We start from the raw sequence: 23577 nt of genomic DNA on the forward strand, positions 1-23577 counted from the left end.
ATCAGTCCCCTCCGAGGAAACTTCCGAGCAATCCGCCCAGGGCAATATCCCGCCCGGGCGTGGCAAAAAGCTCCCTTCCGACGCCGCGAGTCACAGGCGAGGCGGCCATCTTTGCCATGGCCCCGCCGCCAATGATCATCGGAACGGCCTCGGCGGCTCCGCCTTCAAAAAGCGCCATCCTTTTTTCCAGAGCCGTTTCAGGAACAGGAAGGCCGAAAAAGTCCGATATCGTCTTTCCCGGATCGGAAAGGCCCAGCGTCGCCCCGCGGCCCAGGCCTTCAAGCACGTTGCGCGTGCCGAGGCCGAGGCCGCGCGTCATCTCATCCATGACGTTCCGCCATGAAGAACCACCGTCCCGAGCGTCGTTTGTCTGAGCAGCCTGTGCTTCGCCCGGAGCGAGCGCGGCGGCCGTTCCACCGGCAAAAAGCGGCAGCATCCCCTTGCGGAGCGCGTCAATTTCTGGTATGTTGGATTCAGTGGAAACGCCGTCAGCAGAGAGCGCTTGCTGCGTGGCCCCTCCCTCCGGGGAGTGTGAGGTATGAGGATGGAAGGCGGAACCATCCGGCGTTTCCCAGGAACGGCTCTTCATCTTGAGGAGCCGTTTGTTGTCTACGGGATTCACCTGATGCAGATAGGTAAATTCTTCAGAAGGACGCAAAGAACCTCTCACTCCTGTTCTGCTCCCTAAAGCTCCAATGCTTTCAGCATAGGGTTTATTTGCCCGCACATAGAATCTGCCCTTACCGGTAGTTAGAGACTCAACAAGATCTTCTATCTCTTCATTGGACATGTGCCCGTGTCTGGCATCCCAATAGTGTTGAATATTATTCCTGCTAGCGGCCAAATTTCGAGTATGGAAGGCACCATTCTCTTCCCTTGCTGCCTTGAAGACGTCTTTCGGCAATCGTTCCTGAAACTCGAACACCGGCTCATTAATGGGCAACGCGCCTTTTGACGCCTTTTCAAAAAGGTTCAGCAAGCGCCGCCCATCCTTGGAATAGACCGCCGCTTCCGCGTCATCCGGGGCGAGGGCCGCCCATCCTGCCATCAGCCCCAGAAGACCGCCGAGCTTTTTCCCATCCACCATCACACTCTCTCCAACGTCGTGCGGAAGGCACGGTTGTCAGGATCATTCAAAAATTTCCGCATAGCCTCGGGGTCGTTCAGAATATCCAGGCCCTGAGCGGCGGCGATGTCCACCACAGTCACGGGAATGGACGCCACCTTGCGGAACGTGGGAGCCTTCTGGAAACCGCATCTCTGAATGTTCTGCTCCGCCCTGTTCTGCCGGATGATCTCCGTCACGTCCTGAGCGCGGGAAATGATTCCCTCTTCCGTCACGAAGTCGGAAACGCCGTCCGCGTAAGCAAAGCGCACGCCGCGCACTCCCTGCGAAAGTTCAAGCATGAAAACCTCCTTTTTTCCGAAGCGTAGCAGAGCCCGGCCGCGCGGCACACGGGACATATTCTTAAAGGCACGACGCAAAAAAAATGGGCGCGGAAACCATGTTCTGCGCCCGCTCTCAACGCACCTTCGTCCAGCTCTCTCCTCCCGCCTCTTTGTCCCGCCCGCAGGGCCCGCAAAAAAAAATGGCGGCAGCCCCTTGCGGAGCGCGTCAATTTCTGGTATGTTGGACTCAATGGAAACGCCGTCAGCAGAGAGCGCTTGCTGCGTGGCCCCTCCCTCCGGGGAGTGTGAGGTATTAGGGTGGAAGGCGGAACCATCCGGCGTTTCCCAGAAACGGCTCTTCATCTTGAGGAGCCGTTTATTGTTTACGGGATGCACCTGGTGGAGACACGTTATTTCCTCTGATGGGAAGCCCCAATCCCCCGAAATACTTCCCCATGTGCCCACGCTTTCAGCACATGTTTCATTCGCACGCCCATAAACATTCCGCCCGCCTTGATGCGTCGCCCGCAGCCCCCGCCAAAAAAACGGCGGCAGCCCCTTGCGGAGCGCGTCAATCTCTGGTATGTTGGACTCAGTGGAAACGCCGTCAGCAGAGAGCGCTCGCTGCGTGGCCCCTCCCTCCGGGGAGTGTGAGGTATGAGGATGGAAGGCGGAACCATCCGGCGTTTCCCAGAAACGGCTCTTCATCTTGAGGAGCCGTTTATTGTTTATGAGGTTCACCAGACTCGGCGGCTAAGTCCGCCACGTCCACCAGCGGCGTTTCCAGCCCTGGTTCGCGATTCACATGGCCGGCTCATTGACGGGAAAACGATACTGGTCGGCAGGCACGGAAGCGGAAGCTTCACCCGGAGCGAGCGCTGCGGTCGTTCCTGCCCCGCCCGCAGCCCACGGCAATGTTCTGTAAATATTCGGATCGTCTGGGTTGAATGTGCCGCGATTCTGGACTGACTTGATCTGGTTCGGCTCTTTGACCATCCAATAGCCTTTATCAGGCACATGGACATAATCCAGTTCCTGAACCGGCTGCCCGGCACGACGCGCCGCACGTTTTTCCGGCAGTCCATACGTTCCTTTCAGATAGACATCCATCTGATGCGGGCTGTAAGGCGCGGGCTTTTCGGCAAAATAAAAGCCTTCGCCATAAACGCCCAGACTGTTTATCTTGTCTTTGGAAAAAAACATCAAAAACGGCGTCTGTATTGTGGTGAACGACAAGAGGTCTGCCTTCATCATCAACCACTTTGGAAGAGCGCTTGACATCATCAAGCTTTTGCCCCCAAAGTAATCGTGAGGCTTGGGGTGCGCTGCCGTTGGCAGTCTTGAACGCATCTTCGAGCCTCTTTTTATTTTCCACCTCATGCAGATAAACTCCCTGCCTGTCTTTACCGCTTTTTACAACAACTTCCCCGGCGTAATCCGTATCGCCGATACGCATGGGCGCGGATATCACCGACGTGTCGTACTCTCTCCCTTTCCAGTTGCTTTGCCGGTCAAACACCGTTCCTTTTCTGATGATATCCGGCACGGCAGCGAACGCGGCCGACTTTTCCCTGCCTATACCGTGCCCCATCGAATCTTTGACGCCTTCAAGGTCAAGGCTCACGTCTCCAGGCTCCGGACTTCGCACCGCCCCTCGGAACATCTCGTCATACCATGCTGGAACTTTTTCCGTCAGCGGCACTCCATCCTTCTGAAATTCTTTTCCGGTCAACGTCACTACCGGTCTCCCGGATACGGCTTCATTACAGGCTCTTGCCGCAGGCCAGTTCCCAAACCAGGCCTTGAAAAACGGGCTTTCCGTGCCCATATCGCGGTACAGTTCCCCGGCCGCTTCCACTATCTCGGGATTATCCGCCCACCCTTTGGGCAAATCGTTGTAGTCGAGGCTGTCGGCAAACTTTCCGAGCAGCCCCATGAAGTTCTGCGGTATCTTCGCCATCACACCCTCTCCAGCGTCGTGCGGAAGGCACGGTTGTCAGGATCATTCAGGAACCTGCGCATGGCCTCGGGGTCGTTCAGAATGTCCAGTCCCTGCGCGGCGGCAATGTCCCTCCGAGGAGTCGAAGCAAGTTCCCTGTCCACGCCCCGCGTCCCAGCCCTTCCAGCATGTTGCGCGTCCGAGGCCGCGCTTGAACTCGTCCCAGGACGACGGTTCTTCAGGGCAGAATCCATGCCTTCTGCTCTGCCAGAGTCGAACAAAGGCAACATGCCCCCGCCACCTGTGACCAGCATTTTATTCTTGCGCCATGCGTCAAGGCCGCGTATAGTATTCTCAAAAGACGGGTTATTGACAGCAGAAAGGGTCCCGCTGCCAATGCTCTTCGAGCGCTCCCCCAATGAGGGAGTAAAGATGGAGGAAGTCGACCCGCCCTCCCAATAGCCCTTGTCTTTCAAAAGTCTTTCGACTTTAGAGGCTTCAGGATTATACAGCGTTATACTCTTGAAGCCTTTTTTGTCAGGAAGGCCGAAAAAGTCCGATATCGTCTTTCCCGGATCGGAAAGGCCCAGCGTCGCCCCGCGTCCCAGCCCTTCCAGCATGTTGCGCGTGCCGGGGCCGCGCGTCATCTCATCCATGACGTTCCGCCACGGTGCACCATCACCGAATTCACCCTTCTGCGCCGCCTGCGCCTCACCCGGGGCAAACGCCGCAGCGGTTCCTGCTCCTCCCATAGCCCTTGGGAGCGCCTTATAAATATTCGGATCGTCAGGGTTGAATGTGCCGCGATTCTGGACGGACTTGATCTGGTTCGGCTCTTTTACCATCCAATAGCCTTCGTCAGGCACATGGACATAATCCAGTTCCTGAGCCGGCTGCCCGGCACGACGCGCCGCACGTTTTTCCGGCAGTCCATACGTTCCTTTCAGATAGACATCCATCTGATGCGGGCTGTAAGGCGCGGGCTTTTCGGCAAAATAAAAGCCTTCGCCATAAACGCCCAGACTGTTTATCTTGTCTTTGGAAAAAAACATCAAAAACGGCGTCTGTATTGTGGTGAACGACAAGAGGTCTGCCTTCATCATCAACCACTTTGGAAGAGCGCTTGACATCATCAAGCTTTTGCCCCCAAAGTAATCGTGAGGCTTGGGGTGCGCTGCCGTTGGCAGTCTTGAACGCATCTTCGAGCCTCTTTTTATTTTCCACCTCATGCAGATAAACTCCCTGCCTGTCTTTACCGCTTTTTACAACAACTTCCCCGGCGTAATCCGTATCGCCGATACGCATGGGCGCGGATATCACCGACGTGTCGTACCCTCTCCCTTTCCAGTTGCTTTGCCGGTCAAACACCGTTCCTCTTCTGATGATATCCGGCACGGCAGCGAACGCGGCCGACTTTTCCCTGCCTATACCGTGCCCCATCGAGTCTTTGACGCCTTCAAAGTCAAGGCTCACGTCTCCAGGCTCCGGGCTTCGCACCGCCCCCCGGAACATCTCGTCATACCATGCCGGAACTTTTTCCGTCAGCGGCATTCCATCCTTCTGAAATTCTTTTCCGGTCAACGTCACTACCGGCTCCCCGAATACTGCTTCATTACAGGCTTTTGCCGCAGGCCAGTTCCCAAAACAGGCCTTGAAAAACGGACTTCCCGTGCCCATATCGCGGTACAGTTCCCCGGCCGCTTCCACTATCTCGGGATTATCCGCCCATCCTTTGGGCAAATCGTTGCAGTCGAGGCTGTCGGCAAACTTTCCGAGCAGCCCATAAGTTTCTGCGGTATCTTCGCCATCACACCCTCTCCAGCGTCGTGCGGAAGGCACGGTTGTCAGGATCGTTCAGGAACCTGCGCATGGCGTCCGGGTCATTGAGAATGTCCAGTCCCTGCGCGGCGGCAATGTCCACCACGGCCACGGGTATGGACGCAACCTTGCGGAACGTAGGCGCTTTTTGAAAGCCGCACTTCTGTGCGTTCTGCTCCGCCCTGTTCTGCCGAATGATCTCCGTCACGTCCTGAGCGCGGGAAATGATTCCCTCTTCCGTCACGAAGTCGGAAACACCGTCCGCGCAGGCAAAGCGCACACCGCGCACGCCCTGCGAAAGTTCAAGCATGAAAGCCTCCTTTTTCCCGAAGCGTAGCAGAGCCCGGCCGCGCGGCACACGGGACACATTCCCAAAGGCACGGCGCAAAAAAAACGGGCGCGGAAACCATGTTCTGCGCCCGCTCTCAACGCCCCCTTCGTCCAGATCTCTCCTCCCGCCTCTTTGTACCGCCCGCAGGGCCCGCCAAAAACAGCGGCAGCCCCTTGCGGAGCGCGTCAATCTCTGGTATGTTGGACTCAATGGAAACGCCGTCAGCAGAGACACGCTCGCTGCGTATTCCGTGCACATTTTGTGTATCGGTCAAAGGATGGAAGGCGGAACCATCCGGCGTTTCCCAGGAACGGCTCTTCATCTTGAGGAGCCGTTTATTGTTTATGGGGTTCACCAGACTCGGCGGCCATGTCCGCCACGACTTTCTGCCGATCTTTTCAGCTTGTCGCGTCAGTCATCATTCCTCCCATCCGAAGTATCCGAAAAGGCCGCCAAGCCTGTCACCCAACCAGTTGCCCGCTTTGTCCATGCCATAGGAGATGAACGGCTCAGCGATCACAGAAGCCGCGCGGCCCGCCGCCGTGGCCGCGCCTACGGGAGCCGTCAGCATGTCGACGGGATCAAAAACGGGCGTTACCAGCCCCGGTTCGCGGTTCACATAGCCCGGAGCATTCGCAGACTAGGGATATTCATCCGCAGGGATGGCGCGGACGCGGTAGTCCTGCACGGGCACAAACGCCCGTGCTTCGCCCGGAGAAAGCGCGGCGGCCGTTCCACCGGCAAAAGCGGTAACATCCCCTTGTATATCGTATCAATCGCGGGTATATTGGAGTCATCAGAAACGCCGTCAGCAGAGATGTGCTCGCTGCGTAAACCGGTCTTTTCGACCGAGTTAGACGATGGTATAGACGGTTCTTCCGTATTGCTGCGCCATCCGGCGTTTCCCATAAACGGCTCTTCATCCTGAGGAGCCGTTTATTGTTTACGGGATGCACCTGGTGGAGACTCGTTATTTCCTCTGATGGGAAGCCCCAATCCCCCGAAGTACTTCCCCATGTGCCCACGCTTTCAGCACATGTTTCATTCGCACGCTCATAAACATTCCGCCCGCCTTGAAGGTCGCCCGCAGAACCAGCCGAAAAACGGCGGCAGCCCCTTGCGGAGCGCGTCAATTTCTGGTATGTTGGACTCAATGGAAACGCCGTCAGCAGAGAGCGCTCGCTGCGTGGCCCCTCCCTCCGGGGAGTGTGAGGTATTAGGATGGAAGGCGGAACCATCCGGCGTTTCCCAGAAACGGCTCTTCATCCTGAGGAGCCGTTTATTATTTACGGGATGCACTGGTGGAGACACGTTATTTCCTCTGATGGGAAGCCCCAATCCCCCGAAGTACTTCCCCATGTGCCCACGCTTTCAGCACATGTTTCATTCGCACGCTCATAAACATTCCGCCCGCCTTGAAGGTCGCCCGCAGAAACCGCCGAAAACGGCGGCAGTCATGGCGGCTTTGGTCATCCGCCACATGGATAGACAACAAAGCCCCCAGGGGAACTGCCATTCTCCTGGGGGCGAAACCTGGATCACTCAATCCGGGAACGAGCCCGCATCCGGGGAGGATTGTGTCGGCAACACTTTCCTTCCCTTCCTAATGCGCACTTTTCAGGGAAGCGTCGAGAATCGGCCGCCATGCCTTCCACGCCATGCCGAGAATCAGCAGCGCGAACGCCACGCGGAACACGCCCGCCCTGCTCCACAGCTCGATGATGCCGATATGGGCGAACACGCCCCAAAAGGAGCAGATCAGAAGCGCGACCACGGTTCCGACCTTCCTGTTGCTGATTTCGTGCAGGGCCACGGCAATGGAATCTATGGTGGAGCTCGTCACGCAGAGCACCGCGACAAGCAGAACAAGATTCATGCCCGTGGTGAACTGCAGCTGCGCCATGACGAGCACGAGCAGCATGTACAGCCCGAAAAAGAAGCTCCCCCAGAAGAACGCCGTGCCGCGTCCCGTCACTTCCGCCCGCTGCCAGTGCTGCACGTCGCCTATCGGCCCCGAAAGCAGTATGCACGCGCTCCACAGGCCCCAGAGCATGTCGTCGGAGGAACTTTCGGGAAACGCGATGCGCGGAACATCCTGCCACAGCCCCATGCCGATGATGACCACAATGGCCAGCATGGTCATGCCCCACTGCCAGCAGTCCGTCCAGATGGACGCGGAGAGGCCGTGCCGGTACATGGCAAGGGTGAACGCCCAGCCCACGGCCGCGGCGGCAAGAGAGGCTCCGCCTTCCGGAACGCCCATGTCCCTGAGCACCATGAACAGGATGTTCATCTGAATGACGAGGCAGAAGCACTGGATGACCAGCGCCATGACTTTTATCCCGGGGCGGTCGAAGACATGCCGCCCGAGAAGGCCGCAGCGGGCAAGCAGGCCGAAAAACGCCAGCGTGAGCGTGTTGGCCGCGGCCCAGACGGCCCAGGCTCCAAGACCTTTCTGCTGCGCTATCTGCATGCCCACGATGAGCGAGGTTCCCCACGCCCACGAGGCGGCAATGGAGGCTCCTGTTTTTACATCTCTCTGCATGGCTGCCTCCTCAAACCTTGAGTGAAAACGGATTGTAGGACACGTCGGTGTCATAGGCATCCGCGCCTTCTTTCTGCTTCACCCAGCGCACCAGTCTGGAAGAAACGGGAAGCGTCATGGTTTCCACCGCCGTTTGAATGAGATAGGTGGTGCAGGCAAAGCCGACGGCTTCCTTCAGGCTGAGAATGCCGTAGAAGGCGATGACATGAAACACCAGCGCATCCAGCGCCCGCCCGAACACGGAAGAAATGAACGCCCGGCTTTTGAAGTACCTGCCCCGGCTCAGCAGCTTGAGCCGGGACATGATCCAGGAATTGACCGTGGAACAGGCGACATAGCCGCACAAAATGGCGACGAGTATGCGCGGCCCCATGCTGAACGCCCTGTCGTACGCCTCCGCCATGCTGCCCATGCAGGAGGCCGCCGGAAGCGCCACGCTCAGCTGAAAAATCCCCACCACGAGAATCGCCAGAAAAAACGTTATCCACATGACGAAGCGGGCTCTGGCATAGCCGTAAAGCTCGGTGAGGCAGTCGTCGATCACATAGGTGACGATGAACGTGAAAATGCCCGTGGTCACATTCAGGCCGAAAGCGTTGACGACTTTTATTTCCAGAAACAGATCAATGATGAAGAAGGTCACGAAGACCGCACAGAAAACCGTATAGCAGACGGATGTTTTCTGTTCGCAACTGCGCATTTCCATGAGAACGGCTACTCCTGAACCAGATATTCCGTGAGAAGAGCGTGAATCCTGCAATGGGCGGGATCCTTGGGCATGCCGTTCCATTCGGAAAGGTCGGAGGTCATGGTGCGCCACGGAATGACGCGGCAGAGATTGTTGCACGTCATGCATCCCTCGGGAATGCCCTTGGGAAGCTTTGCCAGCAGCGCCGCCCTGTTCTGCTGGATGCTTTCAAAGTCGTCGTCGATGCTGCCGAACTTCAGCAGGTCGGCAACGGCCTTGTCTTCGAGCGCGGTTTCATAGCCGGGGTACAGGGAGCCGTCATAGTACATGGCCAGATAGACCACGGAATAAAACGTGTCGCTCACACCTTCGCGGCGCATTCTTCCCGGCCCGTCGTTGAAGAAGAACGCGTTTTTCAGTTCGGGATGCTCCTGCATGTGCGCCTGTATTCTGGCAAGGGACGCCCGCACCGCGTCTTCGTCGATGTCGGTGAAGAACGCGCCGAAGCGGTCGATGTTGAACACGGCCATGAGGTCGGGAAGATCCTTGCGGAGTTCGAGGAAGTCAAAAAAGACTTCATCCATGCGATGAATGTTCTTCGCGCTGAACACCGATATGGTTTTGTTGGTGAATCCGTTCTTGTACAAAAAGCGGATGTTGTTTCTCACGGTTTCATAGGAGTCGGCCTTGCGCGTTTCATTCTGAAAGGCGTAGTCGTACGAGACCACGATATAAATCTGACACTGGTTGTCGCTTCTCATTCTGCTGAGAATGTCGATATTCTCCTGAGCGAGCGAGCCGTTGGTGATGATATGCACCCGCAGGAGGCAGGGATCGGCCGCGTGCACGAATTCGGCGATGTCGTTCAGGCGCATGAAGGGTTCGCCGCCGAATATCACCACGACGATGTCCTCTTCGGGCATGACGCTGGTCTTGAGCCATCTGATATACTCCGCAAGGCGGGAAAGATGTTCCACGGACACCCTGGTGACTTCCCTGTTCACGGAGGGTTCGCCGTTTTCAAAGCAGTACGAACACTGATAGTTGCAGTAGCTTCCGACATTCACTTCTATCTTTATCATGCTTGCCTCCGGGCATCGGTTCTCTGATAATCCGAGAGCAGACGTTTCATCATGGCTTCGCGAAGACGCGCGGCCTTCTCGTCATCCTCCGGAAGTTCCACGCCGGCGGATTCCACGCGCACGCGTTCCGGGCTCTCCATGGCAATGACGCTCACGGGATAGGTCCAAAGCTCCCGGGCGTCTCCCTCGCGCTTCATGGGCCACGACGCCTGCTTGCCCTTGTGCAGGCGATAGGCCCTGTCGCCGTTGTACGCAAAAATGTAGTCTTTGAGCTGCGCCTTGTAGTGTTCCGTATCCTGCTGAGGATACTGATGAAGCACGTCAAAATTGGAAACGCTCCAGGCGTTGAATTCGGGAGTGTCGTAAAAGGAAAGCATCCGGCCCGTGAGACGCCCGGTAAGCATGACGTCGGTGTACTTCACGAAGTCGTACTTGCAGGAGAAATTCATGAACCACAGAAACTCTCCGAGCGTCCGCACCGGAAGTCCATAGTGCCGGAAGGCCTCCTCGAACTGCCCCACGGCGTCGTCGAAGCCTATCCAGTCGCGCCAGTCGCGGAAATACCAGTCGGGATAATTGTGGTTGATCAGGCTGCCGAAGAGCTGATCGGCACACCAGCCGGTCAGGGCGTATCCTTTTTCCATCGCCTGCTGCTGCGCCTTGTCCAGAGCCCGCCCCGGAAGCACGAAATGCATGGCGACGCCCGAGGCGCGCAGATGCTCGAAGAACGCCGGATACTCTTCCACGGAATACTTGGTATAGACGACGTGCAGGCCGCGAAGGCTGCCGCCCGCGTTTTTCAGCATGGCTATGGTCATGGCCGTGCTGTCCACGCCGCCGGAGCAGAAAAGGTACAGGTCCCGGCCTTCACGGCGGGATTTGTTCCAAAGTTCCGCGGCCCGCTCGTCCATGACATCCCTGAGGGGCTTCGAGAAGGTCGCCTCGTACATGTTCAGGTGCGGCTCGTACAGGTTGTACGGAGAAAAGCGGTTCAGAAAGCCGAAACGGTCCCGCAGCGCGTAATATCCCGTTTTGCCCGCAAACACGGAAAGCGCGTCCGTGTGACCGTCGGGCCACGCGAGCATGTGATGAGAAGAAAGAAGAAAGAGCGTCCGCATGGTCACGCCTCCAGCCTTTTCACGCCAAGAAGCTGGCCGCCCGTGAGCATGTTCACGGCCATGGAAAGCGCAGGGAACCACTTGTGCCACTGAATGCGGCAGTTCACCTCGTCGTACTTCTCCGGCGTGCCGAGGCATCCGCCGCCGCAGAACATGCGCATCACGCAGTCCATGCAGGCGCGCTCGCGCCGACTCTCCAGCACCGCGAGCTTCACGGGCACGCGCGGCCCCTCAAGCGTTCCCATATGCAGATTGCCGCCCCTCTCATCCTCATGTTTTCCGGCAAAGGAATGACAGGCCCAGACGTTGCCGGTGATGTCCACATTCAAAGAAAGTGCGCCGGGCTGAGCGTTCTGACAGCCGCCGAATCCGCCGGTCCGCCCCAGGCTTCGGAGAAAACTCTTTGCGGCCTGAACATAGGCATGGGCGAAGCGCCGTCCTCTTCCGATGAAGAGCTCGCGGCAGCAGTCCAGCGAAAAGGCGTACAGCTCCTTTTCCGAAAGCGCCCACGCGGCGCTCGCCTCATCGCCGACCATGAGCATCTGCACGTCGCCGATGGCCCACTCTTCCGAGCCGAGGCGCTCATCCATGAAGTCGATGAAGCGGGAGACAAGCGGATTTTTCCTGTGGAACACCGGATTCACCGACCAGTGATGACGGGCCACGCCGTCCTTCAGCGCCTCAAGCGCAAAGGAACCGGGAGCGAGCACATCGCTTTCGTCTCTCGCACTCTGCCCCGACCCGTCGTAGGAAAAGCCCACGCCGACATGATTGTCGTGCAGCCAGGCGAGATTTTCCTCGTTGAGCAGCGCGCCGTTCGAGCAGATGCCCAGGAGTGTGCGGGGCTTCACGTCTCTGAGACCGGCGGCGAGTTCCTTCATCATGTCGAAATACAAAAGAGGCTCCCCGCCCCAGAACAGGACGCGCGCCGCGTCCACATGGCAAAAATGCCTGTCGCAGTAGTCGCGCACGCCTCTGACGAAGGCATCCAGACGGAGCGGAGAGAAGATTTCCTTTTTCATGTCGGCCTGACAGCAGTAGCCGCATCTGTAGTTGCACGCCGTGCCCATGACGATGTTGATTCTGAGCTCCTCGCCGTCCCGCTGACCCATGATGAAGTTCGGCGGAACCCCGGCTCCGTCAAGGGTGTTGAGTCTGCTGTCGTAGGCGAGTCTGAGCGTTCCGGACGCATGTCCGACTTCAAAGACATATTTCATGTTTCACTTCTCAACAGTTGCAGTTGCAGTTGGAGGAGGTGCAGCGGCAGTTGCAATACGTGCAGTAGGAGCAGTAGGTGCACCAGCCGCTGCAATGGGTGCAGTAGGTGCAGTGCGTGTTGGCATCCCCGGGAAGTGTAATATTTCGCGTTGCGGCGGACGTCACTCTTCCTTTGGCGTCCACGGTAAAGTACGGCACGGTGAAGGTTCCGCCGTGCGCCGGGCTCGCGTTGCCGGTCGGGCCATAGTTTCCGGCGGTCACGCCGCTTGCGGAGACGCCCGTATTCGCCGTGCTCTGGGCCGCCTGGGCCGCACTTGCGGCTTCATCCGCCGCGCTCTGGGCCGAGCTCACGTCTTTCTGCAGGGCGTCGCTTTCCGCCTTCACGTCCGCCATGAGCTGACGAAGGGCGTTGTTGAGGCCGGAAGGCGGGCAGCCCTCGGCAATGTTGATGCCCGAAATCGTGGTGTTCAGATCCGGGTTGGTATTGTAGCTGGATACGGCCATGCCTTAATCTCCTTCACAGGCAATACGAAGTGCAGTGCGTGCAGTAGGTGCAGTGCGCACACCAGCCGCTGCAATGGGTGCAATAGGTGCAGTGCGTGTTGGCGTCGGCAGGAAGCGTTACGGTTCTTGTTGCGGCAGCCGTTATCCTGCCTTTCGCATTCACGGTAAAAAAAGGAACCTGAAAGGACTGCTGATGCCCCGGAGAGACGTTGCCGGGCGGGCCATAGCTTCCGGCGGCCACGCCGCTTGCGGCAACTGACGCATCGGCCGTGCTCTGGGCCGCCCGGGCCGCGCTTGCGGCTTCCTCCGCCGAGGTCTTTGCCAGACTCAGCTTTTCCCGCAGAGCGTCGCTTTCGGCCTTCACGTCCGCCATGAGCTGACGGACGGCGTTGTTCACGCCCGCCGGCGGACAGCCCTCGGCGATGTTGATGCCCGAAATCGTGGTGTTCAGATCCGGGTTGGCATTGTAGTTTGATACGGCCATGAACCCTCCTTTTTCACGAACATGACACAGGCGCAGAGCGCGGCACAGAAAAAGCGGGGAATGGCGCGGCCCGGGACGGACGCGACAGGAAAGCACGCAGGAAGGAAGCGGCGCGGAACCGGCGCGGCAAGGAAACGGCCCGGCGGGAAGCCGGAGCCGCAGGAAAAGCCGACGCCCGGCCCCGCCGCCCCGGAAGCACAGCGCAAAAAAAGAGCGGCGGGTTTCCCCGCCGCCCACATGGAAAAGGACGCCGTTACGCCGACTTGAGATCGGCCAGCACGCCGGAAGAGGCGTCGTTTCTGGCTTCGAGCGTGCATTCCACAAGCACATGGCCCTTCAGGCTGTCGCCGGTGACGGCGAGACGCTCCTCGCGGAAGCCGCGCAGATACGCCACCTTCCAGTACTGAGGATCGAGCACGAAGGCGCAGGTCTTGGAGAAGGACTCGAAGGCCTGCACGCGGTTCGGCACGAGCTTGAGGGAACCGAAGTCGGAAACGTACACGTCGATGACCGCGGTCGCCTTCTTTCTTTCGGCCTTTTCAATCTTGGTCGCGCCGCCGGAAAGCACCTCGCTCATCTTCACGCGGATGTCGGGCGCCATCATGATGCGGTCGGGGTTGCCGCCCGCGTTGTACACGGCCGTGAGCAGATTCTTGAGCATGGCTTCCGTGGGAACGCGCGCCGTGCCAGCCGTACACGCTTCCGAAGTCGTGGCCTTTGCGCCGCTGTCGCCCCCTGCGTAGTTGGTCTGCATCCAGCAGGGAAGGCCGGTCATGAGGCGGCCTTCACTGGAGCCGTTGTCCGCGCGGGCAAGCTTGTTCTGCAAAAGCGCGTATTCCACGTCCTTCTTGAGTTCCTTGGTGCGAAGGGCCATCTGATAGGCGTACTGCCTGTTCACGCCCGCCTGCTTCACGGCCTGCGCCGTGCCGGAAACGTTGATGGCCTTCTTGAGAATCTGCGTCTTGTTGGAAAGTTCCGTGGTGCTGCTTTCGGAAAACGTCGTGGTATCCGCGCCTTCGAGCACGGAATTCTCGGCCGGACTCGCCAGCGTGTCGGTCTGCCACTCGTGCAGCGTCTGGCTCGCCTCGCTTTTCCCGCACATGGAGAGAAAAGGCGTGTCCGTAGGGGCAACGTTGAAAATGGTGTTCATCAGATCGCGGGGCTTGCCCTTGATGCCCGCGTCCTTGAGCTGACCGGAAACGGTAGCCATAACAACCTCCTTACATTTCTGCTTCGAACAGGGCCGCGAGCGCGTCCGTGCTGTTCGGGTTCCTGGAAAGCAGGGCGCGCGCCCTTTTCGCCCTGTCGCCGGCGTCGGCCTGCGCCGCGCCCCGCGGGCTCTGCACCCGGGGCGCTTCCGCCACCTTTTTCGCGGCGCTGGCGCGCCTGGCCTGCATTCTGTCGTAGAGCATGGCCTTGGCGACAAACTTCACCTCATAGCCCCGGGACAGCCCGTTGACCACCTCGGGCGGGCATCCCTGCTCCTGCATGTATTTCGCCACGTCGGAAGCAAAGGTTCTGCTGTCGAATCCGGCGCCCATGAGCGCCCTGATTTCCGGCTGCACCTGCGCAAACTCGGAAGCCATCCTGTGCTGCGCTTCCTGCGCCCTCTGCGCTTCATAGAGATTCGCGGCCTGCGCAACACCCTGCTGCACCCGCTGAATGGCTCCCATGCGCGCGTTGTACGCCTGCTGGAGCTTGATGCAGGTTGCAGGATCGCTCTGCGCAAGGCCGTTCCAGTCCACGCCGCCGTACTCGCCTTCCACGATCTGCTTCATGGTTGCGAGCGCCTGCTGAATCTGCGCGTTCGCGGCCACGGCAAAACGCTCCTGCTGCTGCCGGGCGGCCTGCCGTTCCTGCTCCGCCTGCGCCGCGGCCTGCGCATGCGCTTCTTCCCGCGCGTGCACGGCGCTGCGAACTTCCGGCGTCATGCCCTGCCACAGGGCCTCTTCAAAGCCTTCCGGCCTGGGAATGTCGGACGCGGTGTCCTGTTCTCCTTCGTCCGGCGCCTCAGACTGCGGCCCCGCAGGCTCCTCACCTTCCTCGCCTTCATCCCAAGGCTGATTCCCGCCGTCTTCGGCAGCTTCCTCCTCCGCGAACATTTCGGCGACGGAATCCACATCGTACACGCCTTCTTCGGCGCTCCCGCCGACGTCTCCGCCGAGTTCTCTGGGTTCTTCGTTCATTTCTTCCCCTTTGCGGCTTCCAGCGCCGCGTTCAATACCTCATCCTTACCCTGCTCACGAAGCGCGGCACACTGCAATGCGTCGAAAAGTTCCTTCTTCACGGCGGCAAGCGCCCGCTGCATGTGCCACCACTCCTCACGCTTCACACTGTCCGCACAGGCGCGCCACGCCTGCACATACCTTGCGTCCAGACGGGCAAAGGCCTGCCGGAACACCCGGCTTTGCAGAACGCGTCCGGCTTCCAGCGCGTCCATTCGTTCCTCATGCGTCACTCTTTTTCTCCCATGAAGTAGTCAAGCAGGCCTCCCAGCTTGTCCACGCCGCAGGAAACCGCAGGCGCAAGCAGGGCCGCGGCCGCCTTCCCCGCTTTTGTCGGCACGCCGATTGGAGCCGTCAGCATATCGACGGGATCAAAAAGCGGCGTTTCCAGACCCGGCTCCGTGTTCACATATCCCGGAGCATCGGCAGGCCATAAGGCCAGCCCTGCACCTGTACCCGCGCCCGCTATGGCGGGTGCTTGCAGCTTGAGCTTTTTTAACTGTTCCTGTAAGGTATGTTCAAAAGGGGTGCTGACAGCAGAAATGGGACCGCTGCCAACCTGCACCGCAGGCATCTTCATCAGTGAAGGTGAGAATATGGAGGAGTTCGGCCCGCCCTCCCAGTACCCTCTTTTCTTCAACAAATTCTCCACCTTTGAGGTTTTCGGATCGTACATGGTAACGGTTTGAAAACCTTTTTTGTATGGCAAAATAGGCATATACCATGACCTATCCTGCTTGCCCGCAGGATTCCACAACGCCTCTTTTGCTATCGGATTTTTTCCAAGAACATTTGGAATAAGTACCGTATCCGGTGAATCGTAAATCCCCCGATATCCTTCAGCTATCTGTTCCGACGTCCAATTATCTTTCTTAACACGCTGGATAAGCCCATGATTATTGAAATAGCCATAGTTTCCGCCATATTCGGCCGAATTTTTCAAAGCAGTTGCCGCATTCGGACTTTCCAGTGTTCCTGCTTTGCTTCCTCCATATTTTCGGCCTGCAATGGCCTTTTTTACTACGTCCAGAATATCCGGTCTTACTGCGCCTTCCGCATCATCCGGCTGTGAAGAAGCGGCAATAAGCCCCAGCAGGCCGCCGAGCGCCTTCCTATCCATCACCATCCCCCTACGCCCTTGATCTTCGTGAGCCCGCTGCCCTTCTCGCCCATCCTGAGGCGCGTCTCATCGAGATCCCTTTCCATGCTCATTCCCATGGCTTTCAGCGCGAGCTCGCCTTCCGTCTTCTGCCTGGCAAGCGCTATCTTGCTCTGCGTCTCAAAGGCCTTGCGCTGCGCGTCCGTCTGCGCCTTCCACGCGTCGGCCTGCTGTTTGGCCTTCGCCTTCTGCTCTTCAAGCCTGAGCTTCTGCTCTTCCGGCGACGGCTGCGCGGGCGCGTTCAGCATGGCCTCTTCCGCGCGTCTGGCATCCTCTTCCGTGCCGAAGAAGCGTTCCGGCGCTTCCAGTCCGGCGGCCTCGCACATTTTGTGACAGGTGTACACCACGTTCGAGAGGCGCACCGGAGAGTTCTTTCCCATCTGCGCGAGAAACTGCTGCTGTATCTGCAAAATCTGCCGATACGCCGCGAGCAGCTTGCTCCGGTTGCCGGTGCCGAGGCCCACGGCCACGGAAATATCCATGTCGGGATCCCACCTGCGCGGATCGAACGCCATGAATCTTCCCTTGAGTCGGAGCTGAATCTCCTTGTCCTGATACCTGTGCAGAAGATGCAGAACATAGCGGCCGAGCGGCTTGAAAAACGTTTCGGCATAGACGCGGGCAATCAGTTCCAGGCGCTGATTGATCGCCTCCTCCATGATGGACGCCCCCGTGGCCGTGTTCTGGAGCGCGTCGGCCTGAAGGCTCTGCGTGCGGCTCGATATGCCTGTTCGGCGTTCGATGAGCTCGGAACTCATGCTGAGCCCCTGCAGCGCATCCCCGGCCGCCGTGGCCACCGGAAGAGGCGTGATGCTCGCATCCCCCTGTATTCTGTGAACGGCCCCGGCCTCGCGGGCGAGCAGACTGTCGTATTCCACATGGCCGCTCATGCCCTCGTTGACCACAAGCTCGCCCTGATTGGAAAGCATGAGATTGTCGAGATACTGACGCGTCATTTCCGTGCGCAGATCCTGCAGATCGGTGACGAGGTCGGCCAGACAGAGCCCCACCGCCTGATGCGGCATGGGCACCGAACAGGCCGCAAACAGCGGAGCGCGGTACAGCGGCCATTCCTCGAACCGCAGCACCCGGCACGACTCGGCGTCGCCGCAGAACGTGACCTTGACCTTCTCCGCCACGCCGTCGCCGTCCATGTCGAAGTCGAACCACGCCTCATACACCTTGTATTCCCGCGTGGCGCGGCTCTGACCGTCCCTGTCCGCGCCGTTCGCATCGTTGACGGCGCGCCCGACCTCCGTTTCCGGCATGACGTCGTCGTCTTCGAGCGGCGGCAGCTCGTCGATGAGAGACTGCGCATAGCCTTCCTTGCGCAGATCCGAAGCCGTCTTCACTTCCCAGTGCGCGATGAAGCGCGCCTTCTCCACGTCCGCGGCGTCCGAAGAAATCACCACGTTTTCCGAAGGCACGGGATCAATGCGGATATCCCGCGTCTTCACGGTGCGGTGCACGGTGAGGTCATACCGGGGCCCCAGCGGCGAATCATACCGTTCCACGCGCACCGCGCCCGGCGTTTCCATGTCGAGCGCCGGATCCATGAGCAGCGCCACGGCCTCCTGCTGCGAAAGCCCGGCGTACTGGAACACGCGCCGCTCCGTCTTTTCCGGGCAGTGAACAAGGCACCAGCCCACGCGCTGATACAATCCGTCGGCGAGCACGTCGTGAACCAGCGAAAACATGCGCCTGCCGAACACCACCTGATTGACGTACAAGGTGGCGTCCTTGGCCGCCTGTTCCTGCGCGGGCGTGCGCGGATCAAAACGGATGATCTCGTCGCCGCAGAACACGCGCATGAGGCCGGGCTTGGCCCATTCCACGGTTTCCAGCACGGTGCGGTCCACGTACACGGAAAAGCCGCGACGCGCCCGGTCGTCGTCCACGGCATAGCCGCAGCCGAGATATCGCCTCTTGAGCATCGAACGCTCATCCGAGAGCCTGGAGCCTTCCGTGCCCATGCACTGCTCCATTTCCCTCACGATGACGCGGCGAAGCCCGTCCTTTGTCTCTTTTCTGTCCATCAGCACACCCGCAGATGCTTGCGCGGCGGAAGCCTGGCAAAGCCCCGGCCCGCGACGTTGTCTATTCCCATGGCCAGATACCGGAAGGCGTCGGCTCCGTGACTTGTCCAGTCGTGCAGCGGCCGGGCGCGGAAGTCCTGCGCCTTTTCATCCCATTCCCGCTGATACAGCCGCAGGGCTTCCAGCCCCTGCGCGCAGCGCCGCTCGTCGAACCAGCAGCGCGGCAGCAGCAGGCGGACCGCGTTGATGCCGTCATCCACCCGCGTCATCGGCAGCACCCGGCCTCGTATGTTGAGGCGGCGCAGGGTTTCCAGGCGCGTCGTGCCCGTGCCGAGCTCCGAAACGCCCGCATCGTGGGGCAGAAGGTGCTCGCCGTACACGTACCCCTTGTCCTGCAGCACCTTGACGTAGTGATCCAGCCCGACGCCGGAAGCCTGATAGTAATCAATGATGTGCGCTTCCCGGCCCACAAGCTGCGCGAACCAGATGGCCGTGGAATCGGAAAAGCCCAGGTCCCACGCCGTCACCACGGGCACGCCCGGCCGATACGGTACGTTCGTGATCCGCCCTTCCCGGTCGAGCTGCTCCATGAGCCTGCCGTAATACGCGCCCAGCACCGCGGCGGTGAAGGAACATTCGTATTCCTGCTCGTATTCCGCCTCGCTCGTCTCGCGCCGCGCCACGGCAAGATCCTCTTCGCTCAGAATGCCGGTTTCCGAGGCGCGATACATGAGCGCCGCCCATTCCTCACTGTGCAGACGCGCGTTCTCCCACACCTTCCAGAGCGCGTTCTTGCCCTTCGGCGTGCCCAGAAAAAGCGCCCGGCCGTGCGTGGCCAGAATCATGGGAAGCACGATTTCCGACCACATGGAATACGGCATCTGCGCCACTTCATCGAACACCACGTCGCAGAGGTTCAGGCCGCGCAGCGAGTCGGGATTCTCCGCGCCGTAGAGCCGGATGCGCGCCCCGTTCCGAAAGTCCGCGCGAAGCTCGCCTTCGTTCACCCTGGCCCCGGTCGCCGCGGCAATTTTTTTCAGATAATCCCAGGCCACATCCTTCGCCTGCCGGTAGGTGGGCGCAATGTACGCCCCGCGGTACGACTCCCCGCCCGCTGTCGCGTTCCGGCACAGGCGCGACACCGCGAGCACCGTTTTGCCGAATCGCCTATGACAGATGAGCACCCCGAACCTCCGGGAATCGAGCGTCTCCAGCGCCTTTTCCTGCAAAGGCCTGAGCCTGATGCGCACTTCCATCACTCGCCCCCGAAGAGCACGACCTTCACATCCTGCTTCACGTCGGCCTGCACCTTGTCGGTGTACAGGCCCGCAGCCTTGCCCCGGCTGATTTCGGCGCTGACGGCGGCGGAAAGCTTGCCCTGTTCCACGGCAAGGTCGCGCAGACGCCTGAGCGCTTCCAGATGCTCTTCAAGCGAGAGCAGCGCCTGCTGCGCTTCGGCAAGCTGAAGTTCCCGAATCCGCACCGCCACCTTGCCGGTGTTTATCAGCGCCGTCGCCTTTATCCGAATGGTTCCCGGATTGATCTTTTCAACGTCATAGGCGCGACGGTAGGCTTCCGCAGCGTTCCCGCACGTCACGTACTCGGTGCAGAACTTTTCCTGCTTTGCCGTCAGTTTCGCCATGTCACCTTTTCTCCTCCGCACACTCGTCTTCCCGGAACGGGCACTGCGCCGCGTGCTTCTTCCGCGTTTCCGGGTCCATGGTTCTTCGTATGTCGTTGATGTCGTCCGGGTTCATGAGATCCACCACGGAAAGGCCGAGCTTGCGCAGAATCCACTGCTTCACCGTTTCCCCGCCTATCCCGGCCAGAATGACGGCCACGGCCACCTGCATTTCCGGCGTCGCGTCGGGAACGGCAAGCGGCAGAAGAAGAACGCAGCCGACGGCAAGGGACGTCGTCAGCACGGCGTTGAGCAAAACCGTGGCGACCTGCTGCGCGCATGTTCTCTGCTTGTAGCCGCGCCTAAGCTGCCTGACGGCGGAAGCCATGGCCACACCGCCCGCAAGCAGCACCAGCGGCCAGGTGCCCTTCACCACGCCGATGTATTCCGCCGCATGTTCGGCGCCGTCTCTGCCCAGATCGTTCACCGAGTCTTCCTTGTCTTTTCAAAGGTTCTCAGGCCGGAGAGGCCCAGCATGCCCGCCATGAGCTCCCACAGGTTGTCGGATATGAGGGAAGGAAACACCGGCACGCCCGGATACCAGCCGGAAAGCCAGACCATGACGGGACGCAGCACGAAGTCGGAAAAAATGGCCAGCGCGCACACCCAGCCGATGGCCGGCCGCCACCCCGCCACAAAAAGCGATTCGTGGGCGGCCTCGGCCTTGTTCACGTCAAGCTGCGCCATGACCTGCGCCTGCGCGTTGTCCGCCTGCTTGAGCAGCAGTTCCGCCTCGCGCTTCCTGTCCCCGTCGAAAACGTCGAGCGCCGAGCCCAGCAGCTCGGCGGCTGCGCCTATCCATCCCACGGCGCTCATGCCCCCTCCTGCCATGCTCCGGTCTTCATCTGGGCTGCAAGCTCAAGAGCCCGGCCCTTCACGTCGCTCTTCCACTTCGAGTCCAGCATTTCTTCCGACGCGCGGGCGTAGTTCTCCGACTCCAGGGCCGACCACATCTTCCTGAACTTCGCAAGCTTCGTCAGGCCCAGGTTGAAGCACATGTTGAGAAGCACGGCCTGCCGCGGCTCGGCAAGCCTTCGCCACCAGGGAAAGGCTCCGTCCAGTTCCTGACCGCAGCTGCGGACGTCGAGTTCCAGCAGCTTCAACGCTTCCATCCTGCTTATCCTGTCGCCCTCCTCGCCGACGTTCGGCACGGGATGCTGATCGAGATTGTGCCCGTAACCGATGGTCAGGGCTCCGGCCGGACAGCGGTATGCTTCCAGGCGGAGCCCCTCGTGCCTCTTGAGCTGATCCAGAAATCTCGGATGATGTTCGATACGCATAAAAAAAACGCCCCCTTTTTCAGAGAGCGTAAAAAGAAAAATCCGCGCGGCACAGCGCTCTGCCATTGCAGCCGAGTCTTTTCCGGCACGGATTCCGGCCGGGCGGGCCTGCGTCATGACCTGCGCCCTCCGGCACACGGAAAGACGCGTCCGATGCCCGGCAACCGGGCGTTCCAAAGCCCCGAAGGATGTCACGACAAACTTCCCGCAGACTCGCGACAGTCTTCCGGCGGACGCGACGGACGTGACGCCGACCGCGCCTCCCCTCAAGGGGCGCGAAGTCGACGCGGCACGACGATGCCGACATGCCTGCAAGGCAAAAGGGGGAGAAAGGAGACGGGAGAAGCCTGCCGGACATCGCGCAGTATGCCCGGGAGAACATGCAAAAAAAGAAGGGGCTACGCTTTATCAGCATAACCCCTTGAAATTCATGGTGGGTCGTGCGCGATTCGAACGCGCGACTCTCTGCTTAAAAGGCAGGTACTCTACCTACTGAGTTAACGACCCTTCCGGTCGAAAAGACATAGCGCTATCGAGAGCCGGAGTCAAGAGAAAAATATGACGCCGTGCCCAAAAGCGCCCGAACGCGCTCTCCAGCGGCAAACGTCAGTCCACGCGGCGCAAGGTCAGCGGAATGACGTGCAGCGCGCGGGAAATTTCGTCGGTGCTGCCGAGATTCCATTCCCAGGAGCCGTCCGGCCAGCCCGCGCGACGGGCCAGTTCCGCGGTCACGCCCTTGATGTTGATGACGGGATGCCGCAGAAACACCGCAGGCAGTCCGTGCGTCAGATTGCAGGCCAGGCACGCGTCGCCGCGCTGATGCAGCTCGAACAGAAAATCGAGCTTCCTGTCCGACCCCGAAAGAAGCGACATGCGGATGTCGTACGCGCCTTCTTCCGGATCTCCGAACAGCGCCTCGAAAAACTGATCGGTGCGTTCGGGAGGAAAAACCTCGTTCAGGCATTCAGGGGTGAAGATTTCTTCATAGCTCGGCATGGGCCTCTCCTTCAATGTTCAACGTGACGCGCCACACGCGCGTTTCCAGGATACTATCCTCCCGCCGCGCAAACGGCAAGGAGGTTCCGCGGGCGGATGCACCGTCTCCGATGCGGATGCCGTGCTCCGCCCCTCCGCTTCCGCCGGGGAGCGGCAATCATCGCGCCGCAGACGCAAACGCCGACGGCTTCGCGCTCCTCCGCCGCGCCGGACAAGGGGCTCGGCAAACAAAACGCCGCGAGCCCGCACAGAAGCTCTCTTCGTTCCCGCGCCCGGCATCAAGAGCCGCGGCCCGCTAGCCTTCCGAGGCCTCGTCGAGCATGGCTTCCAGATCGGCTTCCGAAAGGCCCGCGGGGTTCTCCACCACGCGCAGCACGCGCCCCCCTTCCATGACCGCCAGAAACGACGCAAGCCGCAGGCTCTGACGCAGGCCGTGCGACACCATGACCACCGGCAGATTTTCCGAAAGGCCGAGGAGCAGATCTTCCACATGCCGCGCCGAACGCACGTCCAGCGAGGCCGTCGGCTCGTCGAGCAGCAGCATTTCCGGTTCCAGCGCCAGAGCCCGCGCGAGGCACAGCCGCTGCTGCTGCCCCCCGGAAAGGCGTTCCGCGCTCATGTCGAGGCGGCCTTCCACCTCGCTCCAGAGATCGGCGCGCACAAGCGCGCTCCGAACGCGGTCGTCGAGCTCCGAACGCGGACAGTTCATGGTCACGCTGAGCGGCGCGGCAATGTTGCGGTACACGCTTGCCGGAAATACCTGCGGCGTCTGAAACACCATGCCCACGCGCCGCCGAAGCTGCTCCAGCGGCACGGCGTCCGGCCCGGCGCCGGGAAGCACGTCCACCTCACCCCCGGCAAGGCGAAGCGTCACCCGCCCCGAGGCGCGGCAGCCCGGCACCTCGTCGTTGAGACGGTTCACCGCCCGAAGAAGCGTGGTCTTGCCCGATCCGGAACGCCCCACCAACACCGCTATGCCGCCCTGCGGCACCGACAAATTCACGTCGCAAAGCACGGTGCGATCAAAGAACGACACCGACAGTCCGCCAATTTCCAGCACGGGTTCATGCCGCATCTTGTCCAT

The 23577-nt window shown here is 60.1% G+C and carries 25 protein-coding genes and 1 tRNA gene; all 26 read right to left on the reverse strand.

Going from position 1 to position 23577, the window contains the following annotated elements:
- Position 1 precedes the first annotated feature (1 nt).
- Positions 2-1090, reverse strand: a complete 1089-nt coding sequence (locus Q0K02_RS06220; protein WP_294486186.1) for a hypothetical protein — start codon at positions 1088-1090, stop codon at positions 2-4.
- Positions 1087-1407: a hypothetical protein gene (locus Q0K02_RS06225; RefSeq protein ID WP_294486189.1), complete on the reverse strand. Its 321-nt coding sequence runs from the start codon at positions 1405-1407 to the stop codon at positions 1087-1089. The genes Q0K02_RS06220 and Q0K02_RS06225 overlap by 4 nt, the downstream gene beginning before the upstream one ends.
- 783 nt (positions 1408-2190) lie before the next feature.
- Complete coding sequence (locus tag Q0K02_RS06230) at positions 2191-2406, reverse strand: hypothetical protein (RefSeq protein WP_294486191.1); 216 nt, start codon at positions 2404-2406, stop codon at positions 2191-2193.
- Complete coding sequence (locus tag Q0K02_RS06235; RefSeq protein ID WP_294486319.1) at positions 2399-3349, reverse strand: hypothetical protein; 951 nt, start codon at positions 3347-3349, stop codon at positions 2399-2401. The genes Q0K02_RS06230 and Q0K02_RS06235 overlap by 8 nt, the downstream gene beginning before the upstream one ends.
- 837 nt (positions 3350-4186) lie before the next feature.
- Positions 4187-5167: a hypothetical protein gene (locus Q0K02_RS06240; RefSeq protein ID WP_294486194.1), complete on the reverse strand. Its 981-nt coding sequence runs from the start codon at positions 5165-5167 to the stop codon at positions 4187-4189.
- Positions 5136-5456, reverse strand: a complete 321-nt coding sequence (locus Q0K02_RS06245) for a hypothetical protein (RefSeq protein ID WP_294486198.1) — start codon at positions 5454-5456, stop codon at positions 5136-5138. The genes Q0K02_RS06240 and Q0K02_RS06245 overlap by 32 nt, the downstream gene beginning before the upstream one ends.
- 1624 nt (positions 5457-7080) lie before the next feature.
- Complete coding sequence (locus Q0K02_RS06250) at positions 7081-8022, reverse strand: hypothetical protein (protein ID WP_294486201.1); 942 nt, start codon at positions 8020-8022, stop codon at positions 7081-7083.
- 10 nt (positions 8023-8032) lie between these two features.
- Complete coding sequence (locus Q0K02_RS06255; RefSeq protein ID WP_294486205.1) at positions 8033-8728, reverse strand: queuosine precursor transporter; 696 nt, start codon at positions 8726-8728, stop codon at positions 8033-8035.
- 8 nt (positions 8729-8736) lie between these two features.
- Positions 8737-9792 carry a radical SAM protein gene (locus Q0K02_RS06260; RefSeq protein WP_294486207.1) on the reverse strand — a complete coding sequence of 352 codons (1056 nt, stop codon included), beginning with the start codon at positions 9790-9792 and terminating at the stop codon, positions 8737-8739.
- On the reverse strand, positions 9789-10910 hold the full coding sequence (locus tag Q0K02_RS06265; RefSeq protein WP_294486209.1) for a hypothetical protein: 1122 nt from the start codon (positions 10908-10910) through the stop codon (positions 9789-9791). The genes Q0K02_RS06260 and Q0K02_RS06265 overlap by 4 nt, the downstream gene beginning before the upstream one ends.
- Before the next feature lie 2 nt (positions 10911-10912).
- Positions 10913-12127, reverse strand: coding sequence for a radical SAM protein (locus Q0K02_RS06270; RefSeq protein WP_294486212.1), 1215 nt, complete (start codon positions 12125-12127; stop codon positions 10913-10915).
- Between the two features lie 10 nt (positions 12128-12137).
- Positions 12138-12632 (reverse strand): hypothetical protein, encoded by a 495-nt coding sequence (locus Q0K02_RS06275; RefSeq protein WP_294486216.1) that lies wholly within the window; start codon positions 12630-12632, stop codon positions 12138-12140.
- A 13-nt stretch (positions 12633-12645) separates the two neighbouring features.
- Complete coding sequence (locus tag Q0K02_RS06280; RefSeq protein ID WP_294486219.1) at positions 12646-13116, reverse strand: hypothetical protein; 471 nt, start codon at positions 13114-13116, stop codon at positions 12646-12648.
- A 253-nt stretch (positions 13117-13369) separates the two neighbouring features.
- Positions 13370-14326, reverse strand: coding sequence for a DUF5309 family protein (locus Q0K02_RS06285; RefSeq protein ID WP_294486224.1), 957 nt, complete (start codon positions 14324-14326; stop codon positions 13370-13372).
- A gap of 10 nt (positions 14327-14336) precedes the next feature.
- Positions 14337-15302, reverse strand: coding sequence for a hypothetical protein (locus Q0K02_RS06290; protein ID WP_294486228.1), 966 nt, complete (start codon positions 15300-15302; stop codon positions 14337-14339).
- A complete protein-coding gene (locus tag Q0K02_RS06295) occupies positions 15299-15556 on the reverse strand; it encodes a hypothetical protein (RefSeq protein WP_294486231.1) in 258 nt (85 codons plus the stop codon). Before Q0K02_RS06295 ends, Q0K02_RS06290 begins: the two co-directional genes overlap by 4 nt.
- A gap of 14 nt (positions 15557-15570) precedes the next feature.
- A complete protein-coding gene (locus tag Q0K02_RS06300) occupies positions 15571-16467 on the reverse strand; it encodes a hypothetical protein (protein ID WP_294486233.1) in 897 nt (298 codons plus the stop codon).
- Positions 16461-18536 (reverse strand): cell envelope integrity protein TolA, encoded by a 2076-nt coding sequence (locus tag Q0K02_RS06305; RefSeq protein ID WP_294486235.1) that lies wholly within the window; start codon positions 18534-18536, stop codon positions 16461-16463. Before Q0K02_RS06305 ends, Q0K02_RS06300 begins: the two co-directional genes overlap by 7 nt.
- Positions 18536-19792 carry a terminase family protein gene (locus Q0K02_RS06310; RefSeq protein WP_294486237.1) on the reverse strand — a complete coding sequence of 419 codons (1257 nt, stop codon included), beginning with the start codon at positions 19790-19792 and terminating at the stop codon, positions 18536-18538. The genes Q0K02_RS06305 and Q0K02_RS06310 overlap by 1 nt, the downstream gene beginning before the upstream one ends.
- Positions 19792-20178, reverse strand: a complete 387-nt coding sequence (locus tag Q0K02_RS06315; RefSeq protein WP_294486238.1) for a terminase small subunit — start codon at positions 20176-20178, stop codon at positions 19792-19794. Before Q0K02_RS06315 ends, Q0K02_RS06310 begins: the two co-directional genes overlap by 1 nt.
- Before the next feature lies 1 nt (position 20179).
- Positions 20180-20644: a hypothetical protein gene (locus tag Q0K02_RS06320; RefSeq protein WP_294486240.1), complete on the reverse strand. Its 465-nt coding sequence runs from the start codon at positions 20642-20644 to the stop codon at positions 20180-20182.
- A complete protein-coding gene (locus Q0K02_RS06325; RefSeq protein ID WP_294486243.1) occupies positions 20641-21033 on the reverse strand; it encodes a 3TM-type holin in 393 nt (130 codons plus the stop codon). The genes Q0K02_RS06320 and Q0K02_RS06325 overlap by 4 nt, the downstream gene beginning before the upstream one ends.
- A complete protein-coding gene (locus tag Q0K02_RS06330; protein ID WP_294486244.1) occupies positions 21030-21497 on the reverse strand; it encodes a hypothetical protein in 468 nt (155 codons plus the stop codon). The genes Q0K02_RS06325 and Q0K02_RS06330 overlap by 4 nt, the downstream gene beginning before the upstream one ends.
- Before the next feature lie 431 nt (positions 21498-21928).
- A tRNA-Lys gene (locus tag Q0K02_RS06335) sits at positions 21929-22004 on the reverse strand.
- Positions 22005-22103: 99 nt separating this feature from the next.
- Positions 22104-22493, reverse strand: coding sequence for a pancreas/duodenum homeobox protein 1 (locus Q0K02_RS06340; RefSeq protein WP_294486247.1), 390 nt, complete (start codon positions 22491-22493; stop codon positions 22104-22106).
- A gap of 295 nt (positions 22494-22788) precedes the next feature.
- Positions 22789-23577 carry a phosphate ABC transporter ATP-binding protein gene (locus Q0K02_RS06345; RefSeq protein WP_294486249.1) on the reverse strand — a complete coding sequence of 263 codons (789 nt, stop codon included), beginning with the start codon at positions 23575-23577 and terminating at the stop codon, positions 22789-22791.

The organism is uncultured Mailhella sp., from assembly GCF_944324995.1.
GTDB lineage: Bacteria > Desulfobacterota > Desulfovibrionia > Desulfovibrionales > Desulfovibrionaceae > Mailhella.

Coding starts and splice junctions, on each gene's coding strand:
- Q0K02_RS06265 (WP_294486209.1), bottom strand. CDS start 10,910: ATGCGGACGCTCTTTCTTCTTTCTTCTCATCACATGCTCGCGTGGCCC.
- Q0K02_RS06290 (WP_294486228.1), bottom strand. CDS start 15,302: ATGAACGAAGAACCCAGAGAACTCGGCGGAGACGTCGGCGGGAGCGCC.
- Q0K02_RS06270 (WP_294486212.1), bottom strand. CDS start 12,127: ATGAAATATGTCTTTGAAGTCGGACATGCGTCCGGAACGCTCAGACTC.
- Q0K02_RS06315 (WP_294486238.1), bottom strand. CDS start 20,178: ATGGCGAAACTGACGGCAAAGCAGGAAAAGTTCTGCACCGAGTACGTG.
- Q0K02_RS06235 (WP_294486319.1), bottom strand. CDS start 3,349: ATGGCGAAGATACCGCAGAACTTCATGGGGCTGCTCGGAAAGTTTGCC.
- Q0K02_RS06310 (WP_294486237.1), bottom strand. CDS start 19,792: ATGGAAGTGCGCATCAGGCTCAGGCCTTTGCAGGAAAAGGCGCTGGAG.
- Q0K02_RS06345 (WP_294486249.1), bottom strand. CDS start 23,577: ATGGACAAGATGCGGCATGAACCCGTGCTGGAAATTGGCGGACTGTCG.
- Q0K02_RS06280 (WP_294486219.1), bottom strand. CDS start 13,116: ATGGCCGTATCAAACTACAATGCCAACCCGGATCTGAACACCACGATT.
- Q0K02_RS06225 (WP_294486189.1), bottom strand. CDS start 1,407: ATGCTTGAACTTTCGCAGGGAGTGCGCGGCGTGCGCTTTGCTTACGCG.
- Q0K02_RS06325 (WP_294486243.1), bottom strand. CDS start 21,033: ATGAGCGCCGTGGGATGGATAGGCGCAGCCGCCGAGCTGCTGGGCTCG.
- Q0K02_RS06260 (WP_294486207.1), bottom strand. CDS start 9,792: ATGATAAAGATAGAAGTGAATGTCGGAAGCTACTGCAACTATCAGTGT.
- Q0K02_RS06305 (WP_294486235.1), bottom strand. CDS start 18,536: ATGGACAGAAAAGAGACAAAGGACGGGCTTCGCCGCGTCATCGTGAGG.
- Q0K02_RS06295 (WP_294486231.1), bottom strand. CDS start 15,556: ATGGACGCGCTGGAAGCCGGACGCGTTCTGCAAAGCCGGGTGTTCCGG.
- Q0K02_RS06245 (WP_294486198.1), bottom strand. CDS start 5,456: ATGCTTGAACTTTCGCAGGGCGTGCGCGGTGTGCGCTTTGCCTGCGCG.
- Q0K02_RS06330 (WP_294486244.1), bottom strand. CDS start 21,497: ATGCGTATCGAACATCATCCGAGATTTCTGGATCAGCTCAAGAGGCAC.
- Q0K02_RS06255 (WP_294486205.1), bottom strand. CDS start 8,728: ATGGAAATGCGCAGTTGCGAACAGAAAACATCCGTCTGCTATACGGTT.
- Q0K02_RS06300 (WP_294486233.1), bottom strand. CDS start 16,467: ATGGTGATGGATAGGAAGGCGCTCGGCGGCCTGCTGGGGCTTATTGCC.
- Q0K02_RS06285 (WP_294486224.1), bottom strand. CDS start 14,326: ATGGCTACCGTTTCCGGTCAGCTCAAGGACGCGGGCATCAAGGGCAAG.
- Q0K02_RS06340 (WP_294486247.1), bottom strand. CDS start 22,493: ATGCCGAGCTATGAAGAAATCTTCACCCCTGAATGCCTGAACGAGGTT.
- Q0K02_RS06250 (WP_294486201.1), bottom strand. CDS start 8,022: ATGCAGAGAGATGTAAAAACAGGAGCCTCCATTGCCGCCTCGTGGGCG.
- Q0K02_RS06275 (WP_294486216.1), bottom strand. CDS start 12,632: ATGGCCGTATCCAGCTACAATACCAACCCGGATCTGAACACCACGATT.